Origin of the sequence: Thiomonas sp. FB-6 (assembly GCF_000377645.1) — a bacterium.
In the GTDB taxonomy this organism is placed as follows: domain Bacteria; phylum Pseudomonadota; class Gammaproteobacteria; order Burkholderiales; family Burkholderiaceae_C; genus Thiomonas_A.
On sequence record NZ_KB898473.1, the window covers coordinates 97,477 to 119,356 of the forward strand.

Annotated in this window: 17 protein-coding genes; 8 read left to right on the top strand and 9 right to left on the bottom strand. The window is 71.1% G+C overall.

Features of this window, described 5'->3' with window-relative positions; all coding sequences use genetic code 11:
• Window positions 1-38: 38 nt before the first annotated feature.
• Both D466_RS20635 and D466_RS0105260 read left to right on the top strand, forming a co-directional pair.
• Complete coding sequence (locus D466_RS20635; RefSeq protein ID WP_081629828.1) at window positions 39-812, top strand: glycerophosphodiester phosphodiesterase family protein; 774 nt, start codon at window positions 39-41, stop codon at window positions 810-812.
• An 18-nt stretch (window positions 813-830) separates the two neighbouring features.
• A complete protein-coding gene (locus tag D466_RS0105260) occupies window positions 831-1,604 on the top strand; it encodes a 5'-methylthioadenosine/adenosylhomocysteine nucleosidase (RefSeq protein ID WP_018912663.1) in 774 nt (257 codons plus the stop codon).
• 43 nt (window positions 1,605-1,647) lie between these two features.
• Here the strand turns inward: D466_RS0105260 and D466_RS0105265 are convergent, their stop codons facing one another.
• Window positions 1,648-2,829 carry a class I SAM-dependent RNA methyltransferase gene (locus D466_RS0105265; protein ID WP_018912664.1) on the bottom strand — a complete coding sequence of 394 codons (1,182 nt, stop codon included), beginning with the start codon at window positions 2,827-2,829 and terminating at the stop codon, window positions 1,648-1,650.
• A gap of 149 nt (window positions 2,830-2,978) precedes the next feature.
• Here D466_RS0105265 and D466_RS20640 point away from each other — a divergent pair, with 149 nt between their 5' ends.
• Window positions 2,979-3,929 carry a hypothetical protein gene (locus D466_RS20640; RefSeq protein WP_018912665.1) on the top strand — a complete coding sequence of 317 codons (951 nt, stop codon included), beginning with the start codon at window positions 2,979-2,981 and terminating at the stop codon, window positions 3,927-3,929.
• A gap of 36 nt (window positions 3,930-3,965) precedes the next feature.
• Here the strand turns inward: D466_RS20640 and gshB are convergent, their stop codons facing one another.
• The 5 genes from gshB to D466_RS0105295 form a co-directional block, all read right to left on the bottom strand.
• Window positions 3,966-4,946 carry a glutathione synthase gene (gene gshB, locus D466_RS0105275; protein ID WP_018912666.1) on the bottom strand — a complete coding sequence of 327 codons (981 nt, stop codon included), beginning with the start codon at window positions 4,944-4,946 and terminating at the stop codon, window positions 3,966-3,968.
• A 31-nt stretch (window positions 4,947-4,977) separates the two neighbouring features.
• Window positions 4,978-6,270, bottom strand: a complete 1,293-nt coding sequence (gshA, locus tag D466_RS0105280) for a glutamate--cysteine ligase (protein ID WP_018912667.1) — start codon at window positions 6,268-6,270, stop codon at window positions 4,978-4,980.
• 261 nt (window positions 6,271-6,531) lie between these two features.
• Window positions 6,532-7,920 carry an ammonium transporter gene (locus D466_RS0105285; protein ID WP_018912668.1) on the bottom strand — a complete coding sequence of 463 codons (1,389 nt, stop codon included), beginning with the start codon at window positions 7,918-7,920 and terminating at the stop codon, window positions 6,532-6,534.
• A 29-nt stretch (window positions 7,921-7,949) separates the two neighbouring features.
• A complete protein-coding gene (locus D466_RS0105290) occupies window positions 7,950-8,288 on the bottom strand; it encodes a P-II family nitrogen regulator (protein ID WP_018912669.1) in 339 nt (112 codons plus the stop codon).
• Between the two features lie 31 nt (window positions 8,289-8,319).
• Window positions 8,320-9,420: an outer membrane beta-barrel protein gene (locus D466_RS0105295; RefSeq protein WP_018912670.1), complete on the bottom strand. Its 1,101-nt coding sequence runs from the start codon at window positions 9,418-9,420 to the stop codon at window positions 8,320-8,322.
• Between the two features lie 358 nt (window positions 9,421-9,778).
• On the opposite strand from D466_RS0105295, the gene D466_RS0105300 reads away from it, so the two are divergent.
• Window positions 9,779-10,102 carry an accessory factor UbiK family protein gene (locus D466_RS0105300; RefSeq protein WP_231385664.1) on the top strand — a complete coding sequence of 108 codons (324 nt, stop codon included), beginning with the start codon at window positions 9,779-9,781 and terminating at the stop codon, window positions 10,100-10,102.
• A 40-nt stretch (window positions 10,103-10,142) separates the two neighbouring features.
• Window positions 10,143-11,780 (top strand): YifB family Mg chelatase-like AAA ATPase, encoded by a 1,638-nt coding sequence (locus D466_RS0105305; protein ID WP_018912672.1) that lies wholly within the window; start codon window positions 10,143-10,145, stop codon window positions 11,778-11,780.
• Window positions 11,781-11,949: 169 nt separating this feature from the next.
• On the opposite strand, the gene D466_RS0105310 is transcribed toward D466_RS0105305, so the two are convergent.
• From D466_RS0105310 to D466_RS0105320, 3 genes are all read right to left on the bottom strand, one after another.
• Window positions 11,950-13,578 carry a hypothetical protein gene (locus tag D466_RS0105310; RefSeq protein WP_018912673.1) on the bottom strand — a complete coding sequence of 543 codons (1,629 nt, stop codon included), beginning with the start codon at window positions 13,576-13,578 and terminating at the stop codon, window positions 11,950-11,952.
• 98 nt (window positions 13,579-13,676) lie between these two features.
• Entirely contained in the window at window positions 13,677-14,948 is a 1,272-nt protein-coding gene (locus D466_RS0105315) for an O-acetylhomoserine aminocarboxypropyltransferase/cysteine synthase family protein (RefSeq protein WP_018912674.1), read from the bottom strand.
• The gene (locus D466_RS0105320) at window positions 14,938-15,798 is read right to left on the bottom strand and encodes an AraC family transcriptional regulator (protein WP_018912675.1); all 861 of its coding nucleotides are present in this window, start codon (window positions 15,796-15,798) and stop codon (window positions 14,938-14,940) included. Before D466_RS0105320 ends, D466_RS0105315 begins: the two co-directional genes overlap by 11 nt.
• A 143-nt stretch (window positions 15,799-15,941) precedes the next feature.
• Between D466_RS0105320 and D466_RS0105325 the strand changes: the two genes are divergently transcribed.
• The 3 genes from D466_RS0105325 to D466_RS0105335 all read left to right on the top strand — a co-directional run bounded on the left by D466_RS0105325 (window position 15,942) and on the right by D466_RS0105335 (window position 21,847).
• On the top strand, window positions 15,942-17,435 hold the full coding sequence (locus tag D466_RS0105325; RefSeq protein WP_018912676.1) for an efflux transporter outer membrane subunit: 1,494 nt from the start codon (window positions 15,942-15,944) through the stop codon (window positions 17,433-17,435).
• A gap of 118 nt (window positions 17,436-17,553) precedes the next feature.
• Window positions 17,554-18,702: an efflux RND transporter periplasmic adaptor subunit gene (locus D466_RS0105330; RefSeq protein WP_038165336.1), complete on the top strand. Its 1,149-nt coding sequence runs from the start codon at window positions 17,554-17,556 to the stop codon at window positions 18,700-18,702.
• Between the two features lie 25 nt (window positions 18,703-18,727).
• Window positions 18,728-21,847: an efflux RND transporter permease subunit gene (locus D466_RS0105335; protein WP_051083686.1), complete on the top strand. Its 3,120-nt coding sequence runs from the start codon at window positions 18,728-18,730 to the stop codon at window positions 21,845-21,847.
• The last annotated feature ends 33 nt before the right edge of the window (window positions 21,848-21,880 follow it).

The following is a 21,880-nucleotide window of genomic DNA, read 5'->3' on the forward strand; positions in this document are numbered from 1 at the left end:
CGGCCGTCTCGCCGCTGGCTCCTGCGACGGCCCCTTCGATGGCCCCTCCGATGGCCCACATGATGGCCCCCATCCCGCCCGACATCATCGCCCATCGACTGGGCGCCTCGCTCGGCCCGGAGAACTCGCTGAGCGCCTGCCGCGCCGCGCTGCGCGCCGGCTTCCGCAGCTTCGAGTGCGACGTCAAGCTCAGCGCCGACGGCCGGGCCTTCCTCTTGCACGACGACGCGCTGCTGCGTACCCACGGCAGCTCGCTGCGGGCCAGCGCCCTGACGTGGCGGGCACTGCGCGCGCTGCCCGGCGAGGCCCTGGCCAGCCTGCCCGAACTGCGCGAGACCCTGGGCGCCTGCCCCGAGCCCTGCTGGGTGAACCTGGAGATCAAGGTGGATGACGACGCCCCGGCACCTCTGCAGGAGGCCTGGGGCGCCGCCGTGGCCGGCCTCGCCGCCGAATTGTGGGCCGGCTGCGCGCCGGTGCCGCTGCTGTCGTCCTTTTCCATCGCGGCACTGCAGGGTGCCCTGCGCGCCGCGCCGGGCCTGCCCCGCGCCTGGCTGTGCACGCGCCTGCCGCGCCATTGGCGCGGCGTGGCGCAGGCGCTGGGCCTGCGCGCCTTGCACCTGGCCGCGCGGGACACCGACCCCGCGGTGATCGCGCCGCTGCGCGCGGCCGGGCTGGAGCTGCGCGTGTACACGGTGGACGACCCGGTGCAGCTGCGCCGCTGGCTGGACCTGGGCGCCGCCGGCGTGTTCACCGACCGCGTACCCGACGGCCCGGACACGGCGCCCGCCGCCGCTGCCGTCCCCGCCGCCTGAGACCTCCCCCGACCCTCCATGCCCGATCGACGCAATCCCCGCATCGGCGTGCTCAGCGCGCTGCAGGCCGAGCAGCAACTGCTGCTGCAGCAGCTGCTGGCCGTGCGCCCGCTGCAACTGCGCGGCCAGCGCAGCTTTCACCGCGGCCGGCTGTGGGGCTTCGAGGCCGTGCTGGTGCTGTCGGGGGTGGGCAAGGTGGCGGCCGCCACCAGCGCCACCAGCCTGATCGCCGAGTTCGGCTGCGAGGCGCTGCTGTTCACCGGAACCGCCGGCGGCCTGGGCGAGGGCGTGGGCATCGGCGACGTGGTGGTGGCCGAGCAATGCCTGCAGCACGACCTGGACGCCTCTCCGCTGTTCCCGCGTTTCGAGGTCCCGCTCACCGGGCGCAGCCGCTTCGCCGCGGACCCGGCCTGGACCGAGCGCCTGGCCGAGGGTGCGCAGCGTGCGCTGCAGGGCATGCTGGAGGACGACGCAGGCGCCGCCCGGCTGCAGGGCCTGGGCATCACGGCCCCGCGGCTGCACCGCGGGCTGCTGCTCAGCGGCGACCGGTTCATCGCCGGGCCTACGCAGGCGGCCGAGCTGCGCCAGCTTCTGCCCGACGCGCTGGCCGTGGACATGGAGACCGCCGCGGTCGCGCAGGTCTGCGCCGACTACCGGGTGCCCTTCGCCGCGGTGCGCTGCATCTCCGACCGCGCCGACGCCAGCGCGCACATCGATTTCGACCGCTTCACCACGCTGATGGCGCGCCACTACGGCGCCGCCGTGCTGCGCCTGGCGCTGCGCGGGTTCTGACGGCCCCTCCGTCGCCGGGCTCGCGCCCGGCGACGGAGGGGGCCTACACCTTCCGCGGGGGCCGCCCGGCGACCAGCGCGAAGGTGAACAGGCGGCACTCGATGGGGCCGTTGAACAGCACGTGGCGCCTGGACGCCTTCAGGCCCAGCGAACGCTCGGCACGCAGGTCGGCCAGCAGCAGCGCGGCGTTCCAGCCGACGAAACGCTGCTTGAGCCGGTCGCCGAGCCGGGGCAGCAGGTCCTCGGCCTGGGCTCCCTTCGCCTCGATGCGCTCGGCATAGGGCGGGTTGCACAGCACCCAGCCGGACTGCTCCGGCGCGAGTTCCAGCGGCGTGGGGCCCTCCAGGGCGTCGCCCTGGCGCACTTGCAGCGCCTGCTCGACCCCGGCGCGGCGCGCGTTGTCGCGGGTCAGCGCCACCATGCGGGGGTCGATGTCGGCGGCCACGATGGGCGCCGGGGCCTCGCGGCGCGCGGCCTGGGCCTGCGCGCGCAGTTCGCGCCAGACGGCGGGATCGAAGCCGCTCAGGCGCTCGAAGCCGAAGCCGCGCTGCAGCCCCGGGGCGATGCGGCAGGCCCGCTGCGCGGCCTCGATGACGATGGTGCCGGCCCCGCAGAAGGGGTCGTAGAGAGCGGCCTGCGGCGTCCAGCCGGCCAGGCGCAGCAGCCCGGCCGCGAGGTTCTCCTTCAGCGGCGCCTCGCCGTGCGCGGCGCGCCAGCCGCGCTTGAACAGGGCTTCGCCCGAGGTGTCCAGGTACAGCGTGGCGCTGGAGGCGTCGAGGTGCAGATGCACCCGCACCTGCGGGTTCTCGCGGGCCACGCTCGGCCGCCGGCCGTCGCGCAGACGGAAGTGATCGCACACTCCGTCCTTGGCGCGCAGCAGCGCGAAATGCAGGCTTTGCATGGGGCTGCGCTCGGCGGTCACGTCCACGCGCAGCGTGGCGTCGGCGTCGAACCACTGCGCCCAGGGCTGGCGCAGCGCCAGGCGGTAGATGTCGTCGGCGTGGGCCACCGGGCCCTGCGCCACGCGCAGCAGCACCCGCGAGGCGATGCGGGTGTGAAGATTCAGCAACATCACGTCGCGCAGGCTGCCGCGCAGGCTCAGCCCGGCCGCGTGCTCGGCCTGCGGCTGCGCGCCGCAGCCCTCGATTTCGGCGATCTCCTCGCGCAGCGCCTGCTCGAGGCCGCGCGGACAGGGCAGGTACAGGCTGTGCTGATCGTCGGACATGGCGCTGGGCGCGCGCTGCGCGCGCTTCGGGAACGGGGGCCGTCATCGTAGCCAATGCGGGCGCGGCGGCGTCTCCAAGGTACACGGGTACGCGACACTCTGCTAGATTTGGTCGGCTGCCGCGCCGGCGGCGCCTCCTGCCACCGACCATGTCCCTGTTCGCCACGCAGCGCCGCGCGCGCACCCACGCCCTGGCTTTCCGACCACGACGCATGCTCGCCGCGCTGTTCGGCTGCGCGCTGTTCGCCGGCTCGATGCTCGGCGCCGCGCAGGCGGCGCCCGCGCCGGCCGCGACGGGCGCCACGCAACTGCTGCGCGTGCAGAACGGGCTGGTGCAGGAGAACGAGGTCGCGGTGGCCAACGGCGCGCAGGCGCTGGCCGACGCCATCACCCACGCCACCGGCAAGCGCACGCTGTGGGTGGCGCACGACGCCATCGGCCCGGCACTGGCCGCGCAGCCGGCCGACTACGCCTTCGTCAAGCCGCCCAGCGCCAGCGCCAAGCTGCTGGCCAAGGGCTGGCACCTGGTGGCCGTGGCGCAGGCGCCGCAGGGTTTCGGCGTCGACTTCATCGCCCAGCCCTGCCCCGGCCATGGCGCCGAGGTGCTGCTCGGCGGCCCCACGCTGAGCACCCTGGGCGTGGCCACCTCGGCGCCGGCCGCCTGCGTGTCCCTGCGCGACGTCTGGAGCGCGCCTGCCGCGGTGCTGCTGGCCCCGGCCCAGGGCAGCCTGGTGGACAAGGTGGCGGCCAAGCTGTGGCTGCAGCACGCCAGCAAGCTGCCGCCCACCGTGCACGTGCAGTACCAGAACGCGGTCACCGATTTCATGCAGGTCACGCACGCTGCGGTGATCGGCGTGGTCACGCCGCTGGTGTCGGCGAAGTGGCGCGCCGCCGGCGGCGTGGTGCTGGCGCACCAGGAGATGCCCTTCTGGACCGTGCTGGCCGCGCCCTCGGTAGGTGCCGACCAGGTGGCCAAGGTGCGCGCGGCGCTGCTCTCGCCCGAGGCCCGCCCGATGGATCGCGCCTTGCACGTGGCCGGCTGGGTGGCCGGCGACCCGCAGGTCTACGCCGATTTCATGCACTGGCTGGCGGCACACTGAGCCGCCGCTGCGGCGCAGCGCGCCGCGCCTAGGAGCCTAGGCCGCGCGCGTGGCCGCCGCTTCCACCGCGTCGATGAAGCGCGCCGCCACGTCGAAGCCGGTCTGCTCGCGGATTTCCACGAAACAGGTCGGGCTGGTGACGTTGATTTCGGTCAGGCGCGTGCCGATGATGTCCAGGCCCACGAGCAGCAGTCCACGCGCCGCCAGCGTCGGCCCCAGCGCCCGCGCGATCGCGAGGTCGCCTTCCTGCAGCGGCTGTGCGCGCCCCAGGCCGCCGGCGGCCAGGTTGCCCCGCGTCTCTCCGCCCTGCGGAATGCGCGCCAGCGCGTAGGGCACCGGCTCGCCGTCGATCAGCAGCACGCGCTTGTCGCCCTGCGCGATCTGCGGCAGGTAGCCCTGCGCCATGATCGTGCGCCGGCCGGTGTCGGTGAGGGTCTCCAGCACCACGCCCAGGTTGGCGTCCGGCGCGCCGTCGGCGCCGTTGCGCAGGCGGAACACGCCTGAGCCCCCCATGCCGTCCAGCGGCTTGACGATGACGTCGCCATGCTCGCGCGCGAAGGCGCGCAGCGCGGCCGGGTCGCGGCTGACCAGGGTGTCGGGAATGTGGTCGGGCCACTCCAGGATGGCCAGCTTCTCCGGGTGGTCGCGCAGCGCGCGCGGGCGGTTGAACACGCGCGCGCCCTCGCGCTCGGCCTGCTCCAGCAGATGCGTGGCGTAGAAGAACTCGCTGTCGAAGGGCGGGTCCTTGCGCATGAGCACCGCGTCGAATTCGCGCAGCGCCAGCGCCACCACCTCGATCTCGGTGAACCACGGCCGCGCGCCGTCCAGCGGCTGGATGTGCCGGCAGGGCGCCTGCACCGCCTGCGCGCCGCGGGCGTCGCGCAGCCAGCGCAGCTGGCGGGGCTCGCAGGCCCACACCGCATGGCCCCGGCGCGCCGCCTCGCGCATCATGGCCAGGGTCGAGTCCTTCTTCGGGTTGAAGGCTTCCAGCGGATCGGCGACGAACAGCAGTTTCATGGCGGCGGGCCCCCGCGCGCGGGGGCTGTTTTCACTCGGTTTCGGCCTCGGGATCGGTGCGCTCGAGCTCGTAGCTCGCGGCCACCAGCGCCAGGCGCGCGATCACGCCGTACATGTGGAAGCGGTTGGGGCCGCTGGTGCCGGGCTTGGCCTCCGGATTGGTGACGTTGAACTGCTCGTCGAAAGCCAGCGGCACGAAGTGCATGCCCGGCGAGTTCAGGTTCTCGCTCGGGCCGCGGTCGGCGTGCACGCGGTAGAAGCCGCCCACGACGTAGCGGTCCATCATGTACACCACCGGTTCGCACACCGCTTCCTGCAGGCGTTCGATGCTCGGAATGCCTTCCTGGATGATGACGTCGCGCACCTGCATGCCTTCCTTGACCACGCTCATCTTGTTGCGGGTCTTGCGGTTGAGGTCGCGCACCTCGGAGGCGTCGTGCACCATCATCACGCCCATGCCGTAGGTGCCGGCGTCGGCCTTCACGGCCACGAAGGGCTTCTCGTGGATGCCGTATTCCTTGTACTTGCGCCGCACCTTGGCCAGCACGCCGTCGACCGCCTCGGCCAGTTCGTCCTCGCCCTGGCGCTCCTGGAAGTCGATGCCGCCGCACTGCGCGAAATAGGGGTTGAGCATCCACGGGTCCACGCCGATGAGCTTGGCGAAGCGCTTGACCACCGCGTCGTAGCTGCGGAAGTGGGTGCTCTTGCGCCGGGTGGTCCAGCCCGCGTGCAGCGGCGGCAGCAGGTACTGCTCGAACAGGTTCTGCAGGTCCGCCGGCACGCCCGAGGACAGGTCGTTGTTGAGCAGGATGGTGCAGGGGTCGAAGTCCTTCGTGCCCAGGCGGCGCTTGGCGCGTACCAGTGGCTCCAGCAGCAGGCTGGCGCCGGTGGGCAGGGTCACCGTCTTGGGCTCGGTGATGGTCTCGTCGACCGTGCCCACGTGCACGTTCAGGCCGGCCTGGTGGAAGATCTGGGTCAGGCGCGCCAGATTCTCCAGGTAGAAGGTGTTGCGGGTGTGCTTCTCGGGAATCAGCAGCAGGCCCTTGGCCTCGGGGCAGATCTTCTCGATCGCGGCCATCGCCGCCTGCACCGCCAGGGGCAGCATTTCCTCGGACAGGTTGTTCCAGCCGCCGGGAAACAGGTTGGTGTCCACCGGCGCCAGCTTGAAGCCGCCGTTGCGCAGGTCCACCGAGGCGTAGAAGGGCGGTTGGTGTTCCATCCACTCGAGGCGGAACCAGCGCTCGATGGAGGGCTGGGCTTCGAGGATGCGCTGCTCGAGTTCGAGCACCGGGCCGCCTTCGGCGGATACGAGGTGAGGGATCATGCGCGATGCACCTAGGGAGCGGGGGCCGCCGGAGGGGCCACGGATTTCGATTGTTGCAGAGCCTGGGCGAACGCGTACGACACCGCCCCGGTCCGCCTCGATTGTTCCGCATCCATGTGGGGACGGTCCGGCCTTCCGACAAGAGGGCTTGAGCACGCGCAAGCCGGACGAAAAAAAGCCCGGGCGATGCCGGGCTCAAGATCCTTGCTCTGGAGAGAGGCTGCCCGGACCCGAGGGTCCGGGGTCATGCGGGCCGAAGCCTTACAGCACCTGCTCGCCGTGCAGGCTGATGTCCAGGCCCTCGCGCTCCTGTTCCTCGCTGACGCGCAGGCCCAGCAGCATGTCGACCACCTTGAGGATGACGAAGGTCACGATGGCGTCGTAGATGATGGTGACGGCCACGCCCTTGGCCTGGATCAGCAGCTGCGCGGAGTTGCCTTCCAGCATGCCCGCGGTGCCGCCGATGGCCTTGACCGCGAACACGCCGGTCAGCAGCGCGCCCAGGATGCCGCCGATGGCGTGCACGCCGAAGGCGTCGAGCGAGTCGTCGTAGCCGATCATCTCCTTCATGTACACGGCGGTCCAGAAGCACACCGCGCCGGCGGCCAGGCCGATGATCAGAGCGCCGGTGGGGCCGACGAAGCCGGAGGCCGGGGTGATGGCCACCAGGCCGGCCACGGCACCCGAGCAGATGCCCAGGATGGTCGGCTTGCCGCGGGCCATCCACTCGACGAACATCCAGCTCAGCGCGGCCATGGCGGTGGCGATCTGCGTGGCGGCCATGGCCATGCCAGCACGGTCGCTGGCGGCCACGGCGGAGCCGGCGTTGAAGCCGAACCAGCCCACCCACAGCAGCGAGGCTCCGATCATGGTCAGCACCAGGTTGTGCGGAGGCATCGGCTCCTTGCCGTAGCCCACGCGCTTGCCCAGCACCAGCGCAGCCACCAGGCCGGCCACGCCGGCGTTGATGTGCACCACGGTGCCGCCGGCGTAGTCGAGCACGCCGTCACCACCCAGCCAGCCGCCGGGGCCCCACACCATGTGGGCGATCGGGGCGTACACGGCGAGCAGCCACAGGCCCATGAACCACAGCAGCGCGGAGAACTTCATGCGGTCGGCGAAGGAGCCCACGATCAGCGCCGGGGTGATGATCGCGAAGGTCATCTGGAAGGTCATGTAGGTGGTCTCCGGGATGGTGGGCGCCAGCGCGTTCGCGGCGTCCAGCCCCATGCCCGTGAGGAACAACCTGCTCAATCCTCCGATGAACCCGTTGCCGCTGGTGAACGCCAGGCTGTAGCCGATGACCATCCACAGCACGGTCACCAGGCAGGTGATCGCGAAGCTCTGCATCAGCGTGGCCAGCACGTTCTTCTTGCGCACCATGCCGCCGTAGAACAGCGCCAGGCCGGGGATGGTCATCATCAGCACCAGCGCGGTGGAGGTCAGCATCCACGCGTTGTCGCCCGAGTTGATGAAAGCCGCCGGGTTCTTGGCCGCCGAGGCGGCCGCGACAGGCGCCGCGGGGGCTGCGGGAGCGGCCGCGGCGGGTGCCGTGGCCGCCGCGGGCGCGCTGGCGGTCTGGGCCAGTGCCGCGACCGGCGAGCCCAGCATGGCCAGGCTCAGGGCGATGCTTGCGAAGTACTTTTTCATGTCCTTGACCTTTCGGAAGTGCGGGGCCGTCACAGGGCGTCGCCGCCCGTCTCGCCGGTGCGGATGCGCACCACCTGCTCCAGCGCGGAGACGAAGATCTTGCCGTCGCCGATCTTGCCGGTGCGCGCGGAGTTCTCGATGGCTTCGATGGTGCGCTCGACCAGGGTCTCCGGCACCGCCGCCTCGATCTTCACCTTGGGCAGGAAATCGACCACGTATTCGGCGCCGCGATACAGCTCGGTATGGCCCTTCTGGCGGCCGAAACCCTTGACCTCGGTGACGGTGATGCCGGTCACGCCGATGCCCGACAGCGCCTCGCGCACCTCGTCGAGCTTGAAGGGCTTGATGATGGCCGTGATCATCTTCATGGATGGCTCCTTGGATGGCGGGGTATGGGGCTCAGAACGAGTACGCGGCCAGCAGTTCGAAGGAGGTCTGCTTGTCCTTCGCGCCGCCGTCGAAGATCGGCAGGTCCGACTTGTCCTGGCGCACTTCGGCGCTGAGCTTGACGTTCTTCACCGGCGCGTAGTTCAGCGCCAGGGTCAGCTCCTTGAGCTTGTTGGCCGTGCCCAGCGTGCCCGAGACCAGGCCCTGCTTGTCGTCCAGGTACTCGCCGCGGCCCGACAGGCTGTACTGGTCGTTGATGGCGTAGTTGGCGTACAGCGCGTAGCCGTTGGCCTTGCCCGTGCCGGTGCCGATGCCGCTGTAGTCGTTCTTGCTCACCAGGTCGATGTTCAGCCCGAAGCTCAGTTGGTCGGTGGCGTTGAGGTTGCCCACCAGGTCGAGCAACTGTTCCTTGCTCAGCACGCTGCTGTTGTAGTAGGCCGAGGTGCCCGTGTAGTAGTAGGCCACCGCGTAGCTGAACATCTTGGTGGGGCTGCCCGAGGCAGCCAGTTCCACCGTCTTGGACGCGCCGGTGGCCGGCGAGGAGCGGTTGAAGCCGTCGTTGACCCCGCCGCTCAGCGTGAGGGCCCCGTTGACCGCGTAGGAGGCGCGCACGCCGGTGTGGAAAATCGGCTCGAGGTCGAAGAACAGCAGCGAGCGCGAGATCTCGTTGTTGGCGATCGGACTCACCACTTCCATGCCCGCCAGCGTGGGCAGGCGCCCGGCCAGCAGGGTCAGGTTGCCTTGGGCATACTGCACGAAGGCGTTCTCCACGCCCATCTGGCTGCCGCCCGGCAGGTAGGTGGCGTCGCTGCCGCCGAGCAGTGTGACCGAGGCGCCGAAGCCACTGGTGGGCAGGTAGGCGGCGGTCAGCGAAGCCTGGTTGAGGGTGAAGCCGTTCTGCGTGGTGTCGAACTGGCGCTGCGAGGGCGTCGAGGTGTCGAAGTGGGTGTAGGTGGTGGCGACGTAGCCGGTCAGGCTCAGGCCGGGCGTGGCCGCGATCACGGCGCCCAGGCTGGGAGCCGAGGCGGCCGCGGCGGGCGCGGTCTGCGCGCTGGCGAGCATCGGACAGGCGAAGGCCGTCGCGAGGCAGGCTGCGAGGGTGGCTTTGTTCATCAGGACTCTCCTCAGGGCGAAGCGGTTGGCAGGATCGAAATCACCCGGGGGAAACCCCGGTGTCGACATGGCTCTGCAGCTTTCGTGCCAGGCCCGCGGCGGGAAACCCGTGGGAGTTACAGGGCGTATCGGGACCGCCGGTGCGTTTTCGGCACATCGCCGGTGCGCGGCGCACCGCGCCCACGCACCACCACGGTGCGGCGCCCACGGCTGGTGCACGCGCGCCGGGCCAGCGCCGACCGTCCCGCCGGTGCAGTCATTGCGCACGCGAGCATCGGCACGACGCGCGGCGCGCGACAATAGACGCCTGTGCATGACAAAGGCGCCGGGCTTGTCCGGCGCCATGGACGGGACATTCATGATGGACACCACGCCTCCCCCCGATCGCTCCTCCGCCACGCCGCCGTCGCCGCGCGCCTTCCTGCGCCGCGCCGCCGAGGCCCTGGAGAACTCCCCGCTGAAGGACGTGCAGCGCAACGTGCGCGCGCTGGCGCACTCGGCCGCCGGCCGCCTCGACCTGGTCACCCGCGAGGAGTTCGACGCGCTGCAGGCCATGCTCAACGCCTCGGCCCAGCGCGTGGCCCAGCTGGAAGCCCAGGTGGCCGCGCTGGAATCGCACCTGGCCGCCAGCGCGCAGCGCGCCGCCGAGCAGCCGCCCCAGGCGCCGCCGGTCAGGGGCTGAGGGCCGGGAGGCTCCGGGCCCCACGGAACCTGCGGCCGGCATGGCGCTTGCCGTGGTCGCCAGCCGGGCCCTGCTGGGCCTGGAAGCGCCCGCCGTGCAGGTGGAGGTGCACCTGTCGGGCGGGCTGCCGGCCTTCGGCATCGTCGGCCTGCCCGAGGCCGAGGTGCGCGAGGCCCGTGAACGGGTGCGCAGCGCCCTGCTGAACAGTTCGCTGCCCTTCCCCAGCGCGCGGCGCATCGTCGTGAACCTGGCCCCGGCGGACCTGCCCAAGGAATCCGGCCGTTTCGACTTGCCCATCGCGCTGGGCCTGCTGGCCGCGCAGGGCGCCATCGACCCCGCCCGCCTGGCCGGCCACGAGTTCGCCGGCGAGCTGTCCCTTTCCGGCGAACTGCGCCCGGTGCGCGGCGCGCTGGCCATGTTGTGTGCCGCGCGCGCGGCGCCATCGCCACGCCCGCCGGACACGTCGCGGCCCGGCGCCCGCGAGCCGCGAACGGGCCCGGGCACGGCGCGGCCCCTGGGGCCTCCCGCGCAGCGCTTCGTGCTTCCGCTGGCCAGCGCGCAGGAAGCGGCGGTGGCCGGCGCCGAAGGCCTGCTCGGCGCCAGGCACCTGAACGAGGTCGTCGCCTACCTGTGCGGCAACGCGGACGCCGCCTCGCTGCAGGTCGAACCGGCGTCAGCCGAGGCCGGCTCGGGCGCCACGGCCCATGCGGCCCGCGAGCCCGGCGGGGCCCAGGCGCCCGACCTGGCCGACGTGCGCGGCCAGGCCCTGGCACGGCGCGCGCTGGAGGTCGCCGCCGCGGGCGCCCACCACCTGCTGCTGGTGGGCCCGCCCGGCAGCGGCAAGACCATGCTGGCGCAGCGCCTGTGCGGGCTGTTGCCGGGGCTGGACCATGAGCAGGCCCTGCAAAGTGCCGCGCTGCTCAGCCTGGACGGCAGCTTCGATCCCCGCGCCTGGGCGCGGCGCAGCCTGCGCAGCCCCCACCACACCAGCTCGGCCGCCGCGCTCCTGGGCAGCCTGGCCGCCGGGCGGCTGCGCCCCGGCGAGGTCTCGCTGGCCCACCACGGCCTGCTGTTCCTGGACGAACTGCCCGAGTTCGACCGCCGCGCGCTGGAAGGCCTGCGCGAGCCGCTGGAGGCCGGCTGCGTGCACCTGGCCCGCGCCGCGCGGCGCGTGAGCCTGCCGGCCAGCTTCCAGCTGGTGGCCGCGATGAACCCCTGCCCCTGCGGGCACCTGGGAGACACCACGCGCGAATGCCGCTGCACCCCCGAGCAGGTGCAACGCTACCGCGCGCGCCTGTCGGGACCGCTGCTCGACCGCATCGACCTGCGGGTCGAAGTCGCCGCCTTGCCGCCGGCCGATCTGTTCGAGCTGCCCCCGGGCGAGCCCAGCGCCGAGGTGGCCGAGCGCGTGCGCCGGGCCGCCGAACGCCAGCAGCAGCGCCAGGGCCTGCCCAACGCCCGCCTCGAGGCCGGCGCGCTGGAGCGCCACTGCGCGTTGCAGGCGGCCGACCGCAGCTGGCTGGCCGAGGCGCTGGCAAGCCTGGGCGCCTCGGCCCGCGCCGCGCACCGCGTGCTGCGCGTGGCGCGCAGCATCGCCGACCTCGCGGCGGCGCCGCGCCTCGGCCGCTCCCACCTGGCCGAGGCCCTGCAGCTGCGCCGCGCGCTGGGCGGGGCATAGCCGAGACCACGATCGCGCCCGCGCGCTCACCTGCCGCAGCAGGCGATGCATGACGCCGCGCGGGCCGATCGGTTCTTCCGGGCGCTGGTGGCACCGCTGCTGACGCCGTGAAGGGCTGCGCGGCCGGCATGCCGCCACGCGGCGCGGTTGCTCGGCGCGGCGCGGCGCATCAGTCGATCATGACCAGATCGTCCGGCTCGGCGCAGCGGTGCAGCTGCCCGTTCTCGACGAACGCCAGGCCCAGGTGAAAGGCGCCGTGCAGCGCGCCGGGCTGCACGCGGGCGATGAAGCCCGCGGCGCCGAGCCGTGGGTCGCGCAGCGCGCGGCCCACGTCGGGCCGGTCGAGGCGTTGCGTGCGCAACAACCTGAGGCTGTGCGTGCGCGTGTCGAGCAGCGTGACGTAGACGGTTCCGGCGGGCCGCAGGCCCTGGGCTCCCCGCAGGGCCAGCCAGCCCCTGAGCTCGCCCAGGCCCTTCACGCGCAGGGGGCCGGACGGCACCGCGCCGTCGATGGAATCCACCACGCCGAGGCAGGCCGGCACCTCCCCGGCACGCTCGGCCGCGGCCAACGCGGCGTACACGCGTGCCGGCGGCCAGTAGAGGCCCTGGCGCATGCCGGCGCGCAGGATGGCGACGGCTCGCGCGGGCTGCGGGTAGAGCACGGCCACCTCCATCGCCGCGCTGCGCTGGGCCAGCAGGCGCAGCGCCTGCGGTGCGGTGTAGGCGAACAGCCACAGGCCGAGGGCGTACACCATCACGGATACGGCGCGGGCCGGTGCCGCCGGGTACGGACCCAGGCGAAGCGCATAGCCCAGCAGGCTGCACATCAGCACCAGCGAATAGATGGTGTAGCGCGAGGCCAGCGCCTGCTCGACGCCCAGGGATATGCGCCCGACGGCCACGACCACGGCGGAGCCGAGCACGAACAGCACGGCGGCGGCCTCGAAGCTGAAACCGGCGATCATGGCGCGCAGCAGCACGGCCAGGCTGGCGACCAGCAGGACCACGCCGGCGATGCCGGCCGACTGCGTGTTTCCGAGCGCGGAGCCGAGGAACAGCACGACATAGCGCAGCACTTCGAGGGGGTGGGCCAGCGCGATCTGGCGCGACGCGGTCTGGATGGGCGTCGGCTCGTAGGGAAGCAGCACGAAATACAGCGCGCAGGTGGCCCCCGCGACCAGCAGCCACGCGCTCACCGCGCCCCAGTCGCGCCGTCGCGCGAGGATCAGCGGCGCGACGAGGAACACGAGCAGGCCGCCCGCGCCGGTGAAGGTCGCGGCCACCGCGGCGAGCAGCGACAGCGGCAGCCAGGCGCGCGTGCCGCGATCGGCGACCAGCAGCAGCGTCCACAGACAGGCCAGCAACTGCCAGTACTGCTGCAAGGACGCCGTCGCGAAGGACACCAGCTCGTACTGCGACAGATTCAGCAGCAGGACGGCGAAGGCCGGCGCCAGCCAGGCCGCGGAGGGCGCGAGGCGCCGCTGGAACAGGCAGACGATCAGCCACAGCCCGAGCGATCCGAACGCGGCGAGCTGGATGAAGTTCACGCGTCGGCACAGCGCGAACTGCAGCAGCACAACCAGACGCTCGAACAGCATCCGATGCTCGTTGTGCTGCTGCAGCAGCAGCGGCAACACGTCTGCCGCCTGGCGCTGCGCGCGAAACTGCGTCAGCCAGCGCAGGATGACGTCGTAATCGTCGGCGAAGGGGACGTTGCGCGTGAAGCGCAGGAACAGCCCCACGTAGATCAGGAAGGGAAGCGACTGCAGGGCCTGGCGTGGAACGTGGGGCTTGCGCATGCCGGATTGCAACCCGGATTCCGGCGTCGCGCGAGGTGCGCAACGCCGGAATCACGCAGCATCAACGGCCGCTTCCCGGCCGCGGCTCGCCCCCGCCCTCAGGCCGCCTGCAGCGCCTGCTCCAGGTCGGCGATCAGGTCGTCCACGTGCTCGATGCCCACCGACAGGCGCACCATGTCCGCGCTCACGCCGGCGGCGGCCAGTTCCGCGTCGCCGAGCTGGCGGTGGGTGGTGGTGGCCGGGTGGCAGGCCAGGGACTTGCAGTCGCCGATGTTCACCAGGCGGGTGAACAGCTTGAGGGCGTCCTGGAACCGTGCGCCGGCCTCGCGCCCGCCGCGCAACCCGAAGCTGAGAATGCCCGAGGCGCGCCCTCCCATCAGGCGCTGCGTGGTGGCGTGGTCCGGGTGGTCGCTCAGCCCCGCGTAGCGCACCCAGGCCACCTTGGCGTGGCCGCGCAGGTGCTTGGCGATGCGCAGCGAGTTGTCGCAGATGCGGTCCATGCGCAGCGGCAGGGTCTCCAGGCCCTGCAGCAGCAGGAAGGCGTTCATCGGCGACAGCGCCGCGCCCATGTTGCGCAGGGGCACGACGCGGGCGCGCGCGATGAAGGCCGCGGCGCCGAAGGTCTCGGTGTAGCTCACGCCGTGGTAGCTGACGTCGGGCTCCACCAGCAGGCCGAAGCGCTCGCGCTGCGCGGCCCAGTCGAAGCGCCCGCCGTCCACGATGGCCCCGCCCACGCTGTTGCCGTGGCCGCCGATGTACTTGGTCAGCGAATGCACGACGATGTCGGCGCCGTGCTCGAAGGGCCGACACAGGTAGGGCGAGGGCACCGTGTTGTCGACGATCAGCGGCACGCCGGCCGCGTGCGCCACCTCGGCCAGCGCGGCGATGTCCGTGACGTTGCCCAGCGGGTTGCCGATGCTCTCGCAATACACGGCCTTGGTGCGCGCGTCGATGAGCCGCGCGAAGGCCTTCGGGTCGGCGGGGTCGGCGAAGCGCACCTCGATGCCCTGGCGCGGGAAGGTATGGGCGAACAGGTTGTAGGTGCCGCCGTACAGGCGGCTGCTGGAGACGATGTTGTCCCCCGCCGCGGCGATGGTCTGCACCGCCGCGGTGATCGCGGCCATGCCGGAGGCCAGCGCCAGCGCGGCCACGCCGCCCTCGAGCGCGGCCACCCGGGCCTCGAGCACCGCGGTGGTCGGGTTCATGATGCGGGTGTAGATGTTGCCGGCCACCTTCAGGTCGAACAGGTCGGCGCCGTGCTGGGTGTCGTCGAAGGCGTAGGAGACGGTCTGGTACACCGGCACCGCGACCGCGCGGGTGGTGGGGTCGGGGCTGTAGCCGGCATGCACGGCCTGGGTTTCAAAACGCATCGAGTTCTCCTGACAGGGTGGACTGGGACAGATCGGGGACCGCCTCGGCATCGCGCGCCGGCGTATTTCGGCGCCCGGCGCCGAAATACGCCGACGGCGTGGTGCCCAGGGCCAGGCGGAAGGCCTTGATGAAGGCGCTGACGCTGTCGTAGCCCAGCGAAAGCGCGACATGCTTGACCGCCTGTCCGGTGGCCAGCCATTCCAGCGCCTGGGTCAGGCGCGCCCATTGGCGCCATTGCCCGAAGCTCATGCCGGTTTCCTCGACGAACTTGCGGCTGAGGGTGCGCGCGCTGATGTCGGCGAAGCGCGCCCATTGCTCGAGCCGCCGCCCGCTGGCCGGGTTGGCCAGCAGCGCGCGCGCCACCGTCAGCAGGCGTTCGTCCTTGGGCCAGGGCAGCTGCAGGGACTGGGTTCCGGCCTGCCCGAGCTCGTCGAGCAGCACCTGCATCATGCGCCGCTGCGCCGGCGCCAGCGGCGCCTCGGGCACCCACTCCAGCATGCGCTGCATCAGCAGCGCGGCCAGCGGGCTGGCCTCGAACTGCGCCGGATGGGCGGGCAGCGCCGCGCAGTGCCGCTCGGCGAGGAACACGCCGACCCCGGCGGTGGGACCGAAGGACTGCACCGAGTGCGCTTCGCCGGGCGGCATCCAGCCGATGCTGCGCGGGCCCGCGATCACCCGCCCGCGCTCGGTCTGCACCGCCACGAGGCCTTCGGTGAGCAGGAACAGCACCCCTCGCGGCATGCTGGCGTGGCTGTTGTCCAGCGGCGCGTCGTTGCGCACGCGGATGGCGATGAGTTCCGGGCCCGCGGGATCGTGCACGAGGCGGTGAAGCGCGTCGGGAATACCCATGGAAGTCCAGGCGAAGGTCCGAGGGAACCGCAATTGGCCGAATTGCGATATTAATTGGCTGGATCAAGCAACTTTGCCATGGGGCGAAACCCTACCATCCGTCAGGATTACCTTCCAGATTTCGGATTCCAGGACTGCTGCTCATGCTCCGTTCGACCGTTTCCCCGCGCGCCGGCTGGTCACTCCTGGCCGCCGCGCTGCTTGCCGGCTGCACCACGGTCGGGCCGGACTTCAAGAATCCCGCCCCCCCCAAGGTGGCAGGGTACACCGCCGGCGCCCTGCCCGCGGCGACGGCCTCGGCACCGGGCACGCTGGGCGGCGCGCAGCGCTTCGGCGGCGCCGCGGTGCCGGAGCAGTGGTGGACCGCCTTCGGCTCGCCCCGGCTGAACGCGCTGATCCAGCAGGCCCTGGCCAACAGCGCGACCCTGCAGGCCGCGCAGGCCACGCTGCGCCAGGCGCAGGAGACCTACCGCGCCCAGGCCGGCTCGACGCTGTACCCGACGGTCAATGGCAAGCTCGGCGCCAGCCGCAACGAGGTCAACTCCGCGCAGCAGGGCCAGGGCGGCAACACGCAACGCATCTACAACCTGTACAACGCGGGCATCGCCGTCAACTACAACCTGGACCTGTTCGGCGGCAACCGGCGCGCGCTGGAGGCGCTGGCCGCGCAGGCGGACTACCAGGCCTACCAGCTCGCCGGCGCGCGCCTGACCCTGGCCTCCAACGTGGCCACCACGGCCTTCGCGCAGGCCCAGCTGGGCGCGCAGATCCAGGCCACCGAGACCATCGCCAAGGCGCAGGCCGACGAGCTGGGCATCACCCGCCAGCGCCTGCACCTGGGCGCGGCCTCGCTGGTGGACGTGCTGAGCCTGCAGACCCAGTACCAGCAGACCCTGGCCAGCCTGCCGCCGCTGCGCAACAAGCTGGAGCAGGCCGACCACCTGCTGGCCGCGCTGCTGGGCGAGGCGCCCGGCCAGGGGGGCATTCCCCGCTTCGAGCTGTCGGACTTCCGCCTGCCGGCGGACCTGCCGATGGTGGTGCCCTCCGAGCTGGTGCGCCAGCGTCCGGACGTGCAGGCCTCCACGGCGCTGCTGCACGCGGCCACCGCGCAGTACGGCGTGGCGGTGTCCAACCTGTATCCGCAGATCAACCTCAGCGGCACGCTGGGCACGCAGGCGCTGACCACCGGCGCGCTGTTCGGCCCGGGCTCGATGGTGTGGAGCCTGGCCGGCTCGCTGGCGCAGCCGCTGTTCAACGCCGGGCTGCACGCGGCGGCCAATGCCGCCGAGGCCAATCTGCAGGCTGCCGGCGCCAACTACCGCGAAACCGTGCTGCTGGCGCTGCGCAACGTGGCCGACGCGCTGCGCCAGCTGGACAACGACGCCCAGACCCTGCAGGCGCAAAGCGCCGCCGACGACGCCGCGCAGCAGTCGCTCAAACTGGTGCAGCAGCAGTACAGCCTGGGAGCGGCCAGCTACCTGCAACTGCTGACCGCGCAGCAGCAGGCGCAGAGCACGCGCATCCAGCTGCTGGCCGCGCAGGCCGCGCGCCTGTCCGACACCGCGGCGCTGTACCAGGCCATGGGCGGCGGCGTGCTGACGCAGACTCCAGCCGAGGGGAAGGCGACGGTTTCCTGAGACGCTTTCCCCTCGTTCCCGAAACTTCCGACCACGGGCGCCCCGCGCCCGCGAACCCAGACCTGCGCCGCCCCGGCGGCGCGGATTCGATGATTGGCAGCACAAGACGCATACGCACATGTCGACGACAGGACGCACCACCCTACGCATGATCATCATGCTGGTCATCGCCGCCGTGCTCATTGGAGCCGTGACCTGGTTTCACTTCTTCAAAGGGCACATGATCGCCAAGTACATGAAGGCGATGTCCAACCCCCCGCAGACCGTTTCCACCGCGGTGGCAAGGCTGGAGACCTGGCAGCCCACCGTGGAAGCGCTGGGCACGCTGCGCGCGAGCAAGCAGGCCAGCCTGAGCACGCCGGTGGGCGCGCTGGTCACGGCCATCCGCTTCGATTCGGGCGCGCACGTGCGCACCGGCCAGGACCTGGTCGAGCTCGACCCGGCGCCGCTGCGCGCGCAACTGCAGCAACTGCAGGCGCAGGAGCAGCTGGCGCAGCTCAACCTCAAGCGCGATGAAGCCCAGCTCAAGGTGCAGGCCATCAGCCAGGCCGTGGTGGACACCGACCAGGCCACGCTGCGTGCCGACCAGGCCGGCATCCTCGCGCAGAAGGCGCTGCTCGCCCAGCACATCATCTCGGCGCCCTTCGCCGGACGCCTGGGCCTGCGCCAGGTCGACCTGGGCCAGTACCTGGCTCCCGGCGGCGTGGCGGTGACCCTGCAGAAGCTCGACCCCATGCAGATCGACTTCAACGTGCCGCAGAACCAGATCGAGCTGATCCACGTGGGCATGAAGGCCGAGCTGAGCACCAGCGCGGTGCCGGGCAAGTCCTTCGCCGCCAAGGTGATCGCCATCGAGCCCCAGGTGGACACCGCCACGCGCAACCTGACCGTGCGCGCCGAAGTGCCCAACCCGGGCGAGAAGCTGCTGCCCGGCGTGTTCGCCAGCATCCGCCTGGACCGCTCCAAGCCGCAGCAGTACCTGACCCTGCCCAACGCCGCGATCATCTACAACCCCTACGGCGAGACCGTGTACCTGGTGAAGGATGAAGGCAAGGGTGCCGACGGCAAGCCGCGCCTGGTGGCCGAGCAGCGCTTCATCACCACCGGCGCCCAGCGCGGCGACCAGGTGGCCATCGTCAAGGGCCTGAAGCCGGGCGATACCGTGGTCACTTCCGGCCAGCTCAAGCTGCGCAACGGCACGCCGCTGCTGATCAACAACAGCGTCGAGCCCAGCGACAGCCCGGACCCGACCGTCCCCGACTCCTGATCCGCCCCAGGCCCCAGGCATGAGCATGAACAAGAAATTCACCGACATCTTCATCGAGCGCCCGGTGCTGGCCACCGTGGTCAGCCTGGTGATCCTGGTGCTCGGCTTGCGCTCGGCAGGATTGCTGCCGGTGCTGCAATACCCGTACACCGAGAACGCGGTGGTGACGGTCACCACCGCCTATCCGGGCGCCGACGCGGGCACCGTGGCATCGTTCATCACGACGCCGCTGGAGAACTCGATCGCGCAGGCCAACGGCATCGACTACATGACCTCCACCAGCGTGCAGGGGGTCAGCACCATCACCATCAACCTGCGCCTGAACTACGACCCCGACAAGGCGCTGACCGAGATCAACACCAAGGTCAACGCGGTGCTGAACCAGTTGCCGGCGCAGTCGCAGACACCCACGCTGCAGGTGTCCATCGGCCAGACCATCGACGCGATGTACATCGGGTTCTACAGCTCGGTGCTCGCGCCCAACCAGATCACCGACTACCTGACCCGCTCGGTACAGCCCAAGCTGCAGGCGATCTCCGGCGTGCAGACGGCCGAGATGATCGGCGCGAAGAACTTCGCGTTGCGCGCCTGGCTGAACCCGAAGGAGCTGGCCGCCTACGGCCTGACGGCCGCCGACGTGTACACGGCGCTGGCGAACAACAACTACATCACCGCGGCCGGACACACCAAGGGCCAGATGGTGCAGATCAACCTGGCCGCGAACACCAACGTGACCTCGTTGAGCCAGTTCCGCAAGCTGATCGTGAAGACGGTGAACGGCAAGGTGGTACGCCTGGACGACGTGGCGCGCGTGAGCCTGGGCTCGGAGGACTACGACACCACGGTGGCCTTCGACGGCAAGGCCTCGGTGTTCATCGGCATCCAGGTGGCGCCCGGGGCGAACCTGCTCGACGTGGTCAAGCGGGTGCGCGCGGCCTTCCCCGCCATCCAGGCGCAGCTTCCCGAGGGCATGACCGGCGACATCGTGTATGACTCGACCAAGTTCGTCGACGCGTCGATCAACGACGTGATCCAGACCTTGATCGAGGCCGTGCTGATCGTCGCGGCGGTGGTGTTCATCTTCCTCGGCTCGCTGCGTTCGGTGGTGGTGCCGCTGGTGGCCATCCCGCTGTCCATCATCGGCACCTTCACCGTCATGCTGGCGCTGGGCTACTCGATCAACCTGCTCACGCTGCTGGCCATCGTGCTGGCCATCGGGCTGGTGGTGGACGACGCCATCATCATCGTGGAGAACATCAGCCGCCACCTCGAGGAGGGCATGGGGCGCAAGGACGCGGCCGTGCGCGCGGCGCGCGAACTGGCCAACCCGATCCTGGCCATGGCCGTGGTGCTGGTGGCGGTGTACGTGCCCATCGGCTTCATGAGCGGCCTGACCGGCGCGCTGTTCACCGAGTTCGCCTTCACGCTGGTGGGCACGGTGATCATCTCGGCCGTCGTCGCGCTGACGCTGTCGCCGATGCTGTGCTCGCGCCTGCTCAAGGCGCCGGACCCGCAGAGCCACAACTGGCAGGACCGCCTGGTGCTGTTCCTCGACCGCACCTTCGAGCGCCTGCACGGGCGCTACGAGCGCATGCTGCACGGCTCGCTGAACTACCTGCCGGTGACGGCGGTGCTCGGGATCATCGTGCTCGGCTCGATCTTCTTCCTCTACACCAGTTCCACCTCGGAACTGGCGCCGCAGGAAGACCAGGGTGTGCTCATTTCCATCGCCTTCACCAACCCCTCGGCCACGCTGGAGCAGCGCGCGCAGGTCACCAGGCAGATCTACGACGTCTACAAGAGCTACCCCGAGAATGACCACGTGTTCCAGATCAACTCGCCCACGCAGGTGATCGGGGGCATGGTGCTCAAGCCCTGGAACGAGCGCAAGCTCACTACCAACCAGATGCAGCCGCAGCTGCAGCAAAAGCTCGGCCACATCGCCGGCGCGCAGGTGGCGGTGTTCCAGCCGCCCTCGCTGCCGGGCGCGCGCGGCCTGCCGGTGCAGTTCGTACTCACCACCAGCGATCCGGTGGGCCGGCTATACACGGTGTCGCAGCAGTTCCTGCACGCGGCGCTGAACACGGGCGACTTCATCTTCATGCAGTCCGACCTGCGCATCGACCTGCCGCAGACCACGATCATCGTGGACCGCAACATGGCCGCGCAGCTGGGCCTGAGCATGCAGCAGATCGGCTCGGCGCTGTCGGCCATGCTGGGCGGCGGCTACGTCAACTTCTTCAACCTGGACGGCCGTTCCTACAAGGTGATTCCGCAGGTTCAGCGCCGTTTCCGCCTGACCACCGAGCAGCTGCTGAACTACCAGATCCGGGCCAGCAACGGCGCGATGGTGCCTCTGTCCACCGTGGTGCACCTGAAGACCTCGGCGCAGCCGGAGACCATCAACCACTTCCAGCAAGCCAACTCGGCCACCATGAACGCCGTGCCCATGCCCTTCGTCTCGCAGGGCAAGGCGCTGCAGGACCTGAAGAGCCTGGCGCAGCGCACGCTGCCGTCCGGCTACAGCTTCGACTACGCCGGTCAGTCGCGCCAGTACGAGCAGGAATCCGGCGGGCTGCTGCTGACCTTCGGCTTCGCGCTGGTGATCATCTTCCTGGCCCTGGCGGCCCAGTTCGAGAGCTTCCGCGACCCGATCATCATCCTGGTGTCGGTGCCGATGGCCATCTCGGGGGCGCTGCTGTTCATCAACCTGGGCATCGGAGGGGCCACGCTGAACATCTACAGCGAGGTCGGGCTGGTGACCCTGATCGGCCTGGTGTCCAAGCACGGCATCCTGATCGTGGAATTCGCCAACAACCTGCAGCGTGAAGGCCGCAGCAAGCGCGAGTCCATCGAGCACGCCGCCGGCATGCGCCTGCGCCCGATCCTGATGACCACCGCGGCCATGGTGCTGGGCGTGGTGCCGCTGATCACCGCCACCGGCGCGGGCGCCGCCAGCCGCTTCAACATGGGCCTGGTGATCGCCTCGGGCCTGGCTATCGGCACGCTGTTCACGCTGTTCGTCGTGCCGGCGGTGTACATGATGCTGGCCGCCGACCACAGCCACGAGGCCCGCGCGCAGGCCCTGCGCGAGGCCGAGGAAGCCGAGCGCGCGATGCGCCACGAAGGACCGCACGGGGCCTGAGTCACCGGCGCGGCGTCATGAGAAGGGCGGCCC

Coding starts and splice junctions, on each gene's coding strand:
- D466_RS20635 (WP_081629828.1), top strand. CDS start 39: ATGGCCCCTCCGATGGCCCACATGATGGCCCCCATCCCGCCCGACATC.
- D466_RS0105260 (WP_018912663.1), top strand. CDS start 831: ATGCCCGATCGACGCAATCCCCGCATCGGCGTGCTCAGCGCGCTGCAG.
- D466_RS0105265 (WP_018912664.1), bottom strand. CDS start 2,829: ATGTCCGACGATCAGCACAGCCTGTACCTGCCCTGTCCGCGCGGCCTC.
- D466_RS20640 (WP_018912665.1), top strand. CDS start 2,979: ATGTCCCTGTTCGCCACGCAGCGCCGCGCGCGCACCCACGCCCTGGCT.
- gshB (WP_018912666.1), bottom strand. CDS start 4,946: ATGAAACTGCTGTTCGTCGCCGATCCGCTGGAAGCCTTCAACCCGAAG.
- gshA (WP_018912667.1), bottom strand. CDS start 6,270: ATGATCCCTCACCTCGTATCCGCCGAAGGCGGCCCGGTGCTCGAACTC.
- D466_RS0105285 (WP_018912668.1), bottom strand. CDS start 7,920: ATGAAAAAGTACTTCGCAAGCATCGCCCTGAGCCTGGCCATGCTGGGC.
- D466_RS0105290 (WP_018912669.1), bottom strand. CDS start 8,288: ATGAAGATGATCACGGCCATCATCAAGCCCTTCAAGCTCGACGAGGTG.
- D466_RS0105295 (WP_018912670.1), bottom strand. CDS start 9,420: ATGAACAAAGCCACCCTCGCAGCCTGCCTCGCGACGGCCTTCGCCTGT.
- D466_RS0105300 (WP_231385664.1), top strand. CDS start 9,779: ATGATGGACACCACGCCTCCCCCCGATCGCTCCTCCGCCACGCCGCCG.
- D466_RS0105305 (WP_018912672.1), top strand. CDS start 10,143: ATGGCGCTTGCCGTGGTCGCCAGCCGGGCCCTGCTGGGCCTGGAAGCG.
- D466_RS0105310 (WP_018912673.1), bottom strand. CDS start 13,578: ATGCGCAAGCCCCACGTTCCACGCCAGGCCCTGCAGTCGCTTCCCTTC.
- D466_RS0105315 (WP_018912674.1), bottom strand. CDS start 14,948: ATGCGTTTTGAAACCCAGGCCGTGCATGCCGGCTACAGCCCCGACCCC.
- D466_RS0105320 (WP_018912675.1), bottom strand. CDS start 15,798: ATGGGTATTCCCGACGCGCTTCACCGCCTCGTGCACGATCCCGCGGGC.
- D466_RS0105325 (WP_018912676.1), top strand. CDS start 15,942: ATGCTCCGTTCGACCGTTTCCCCGCGCGCCGGCTGGTCACTCCTGGCC.
- D466_RS0105330 (WP_038165336.1), top strand. CDS start 17,554: ATGTCGACGACAGGACGCACCACCCTACGCATGATCATCATGCTGGTC.
- D466_RS0105335 (WP_051083686.1), top strand. CDS start 18,728: ATGAACAAGAAATTCACCGACATCTTCATCGAGCGCCCGGTGCTGGCC.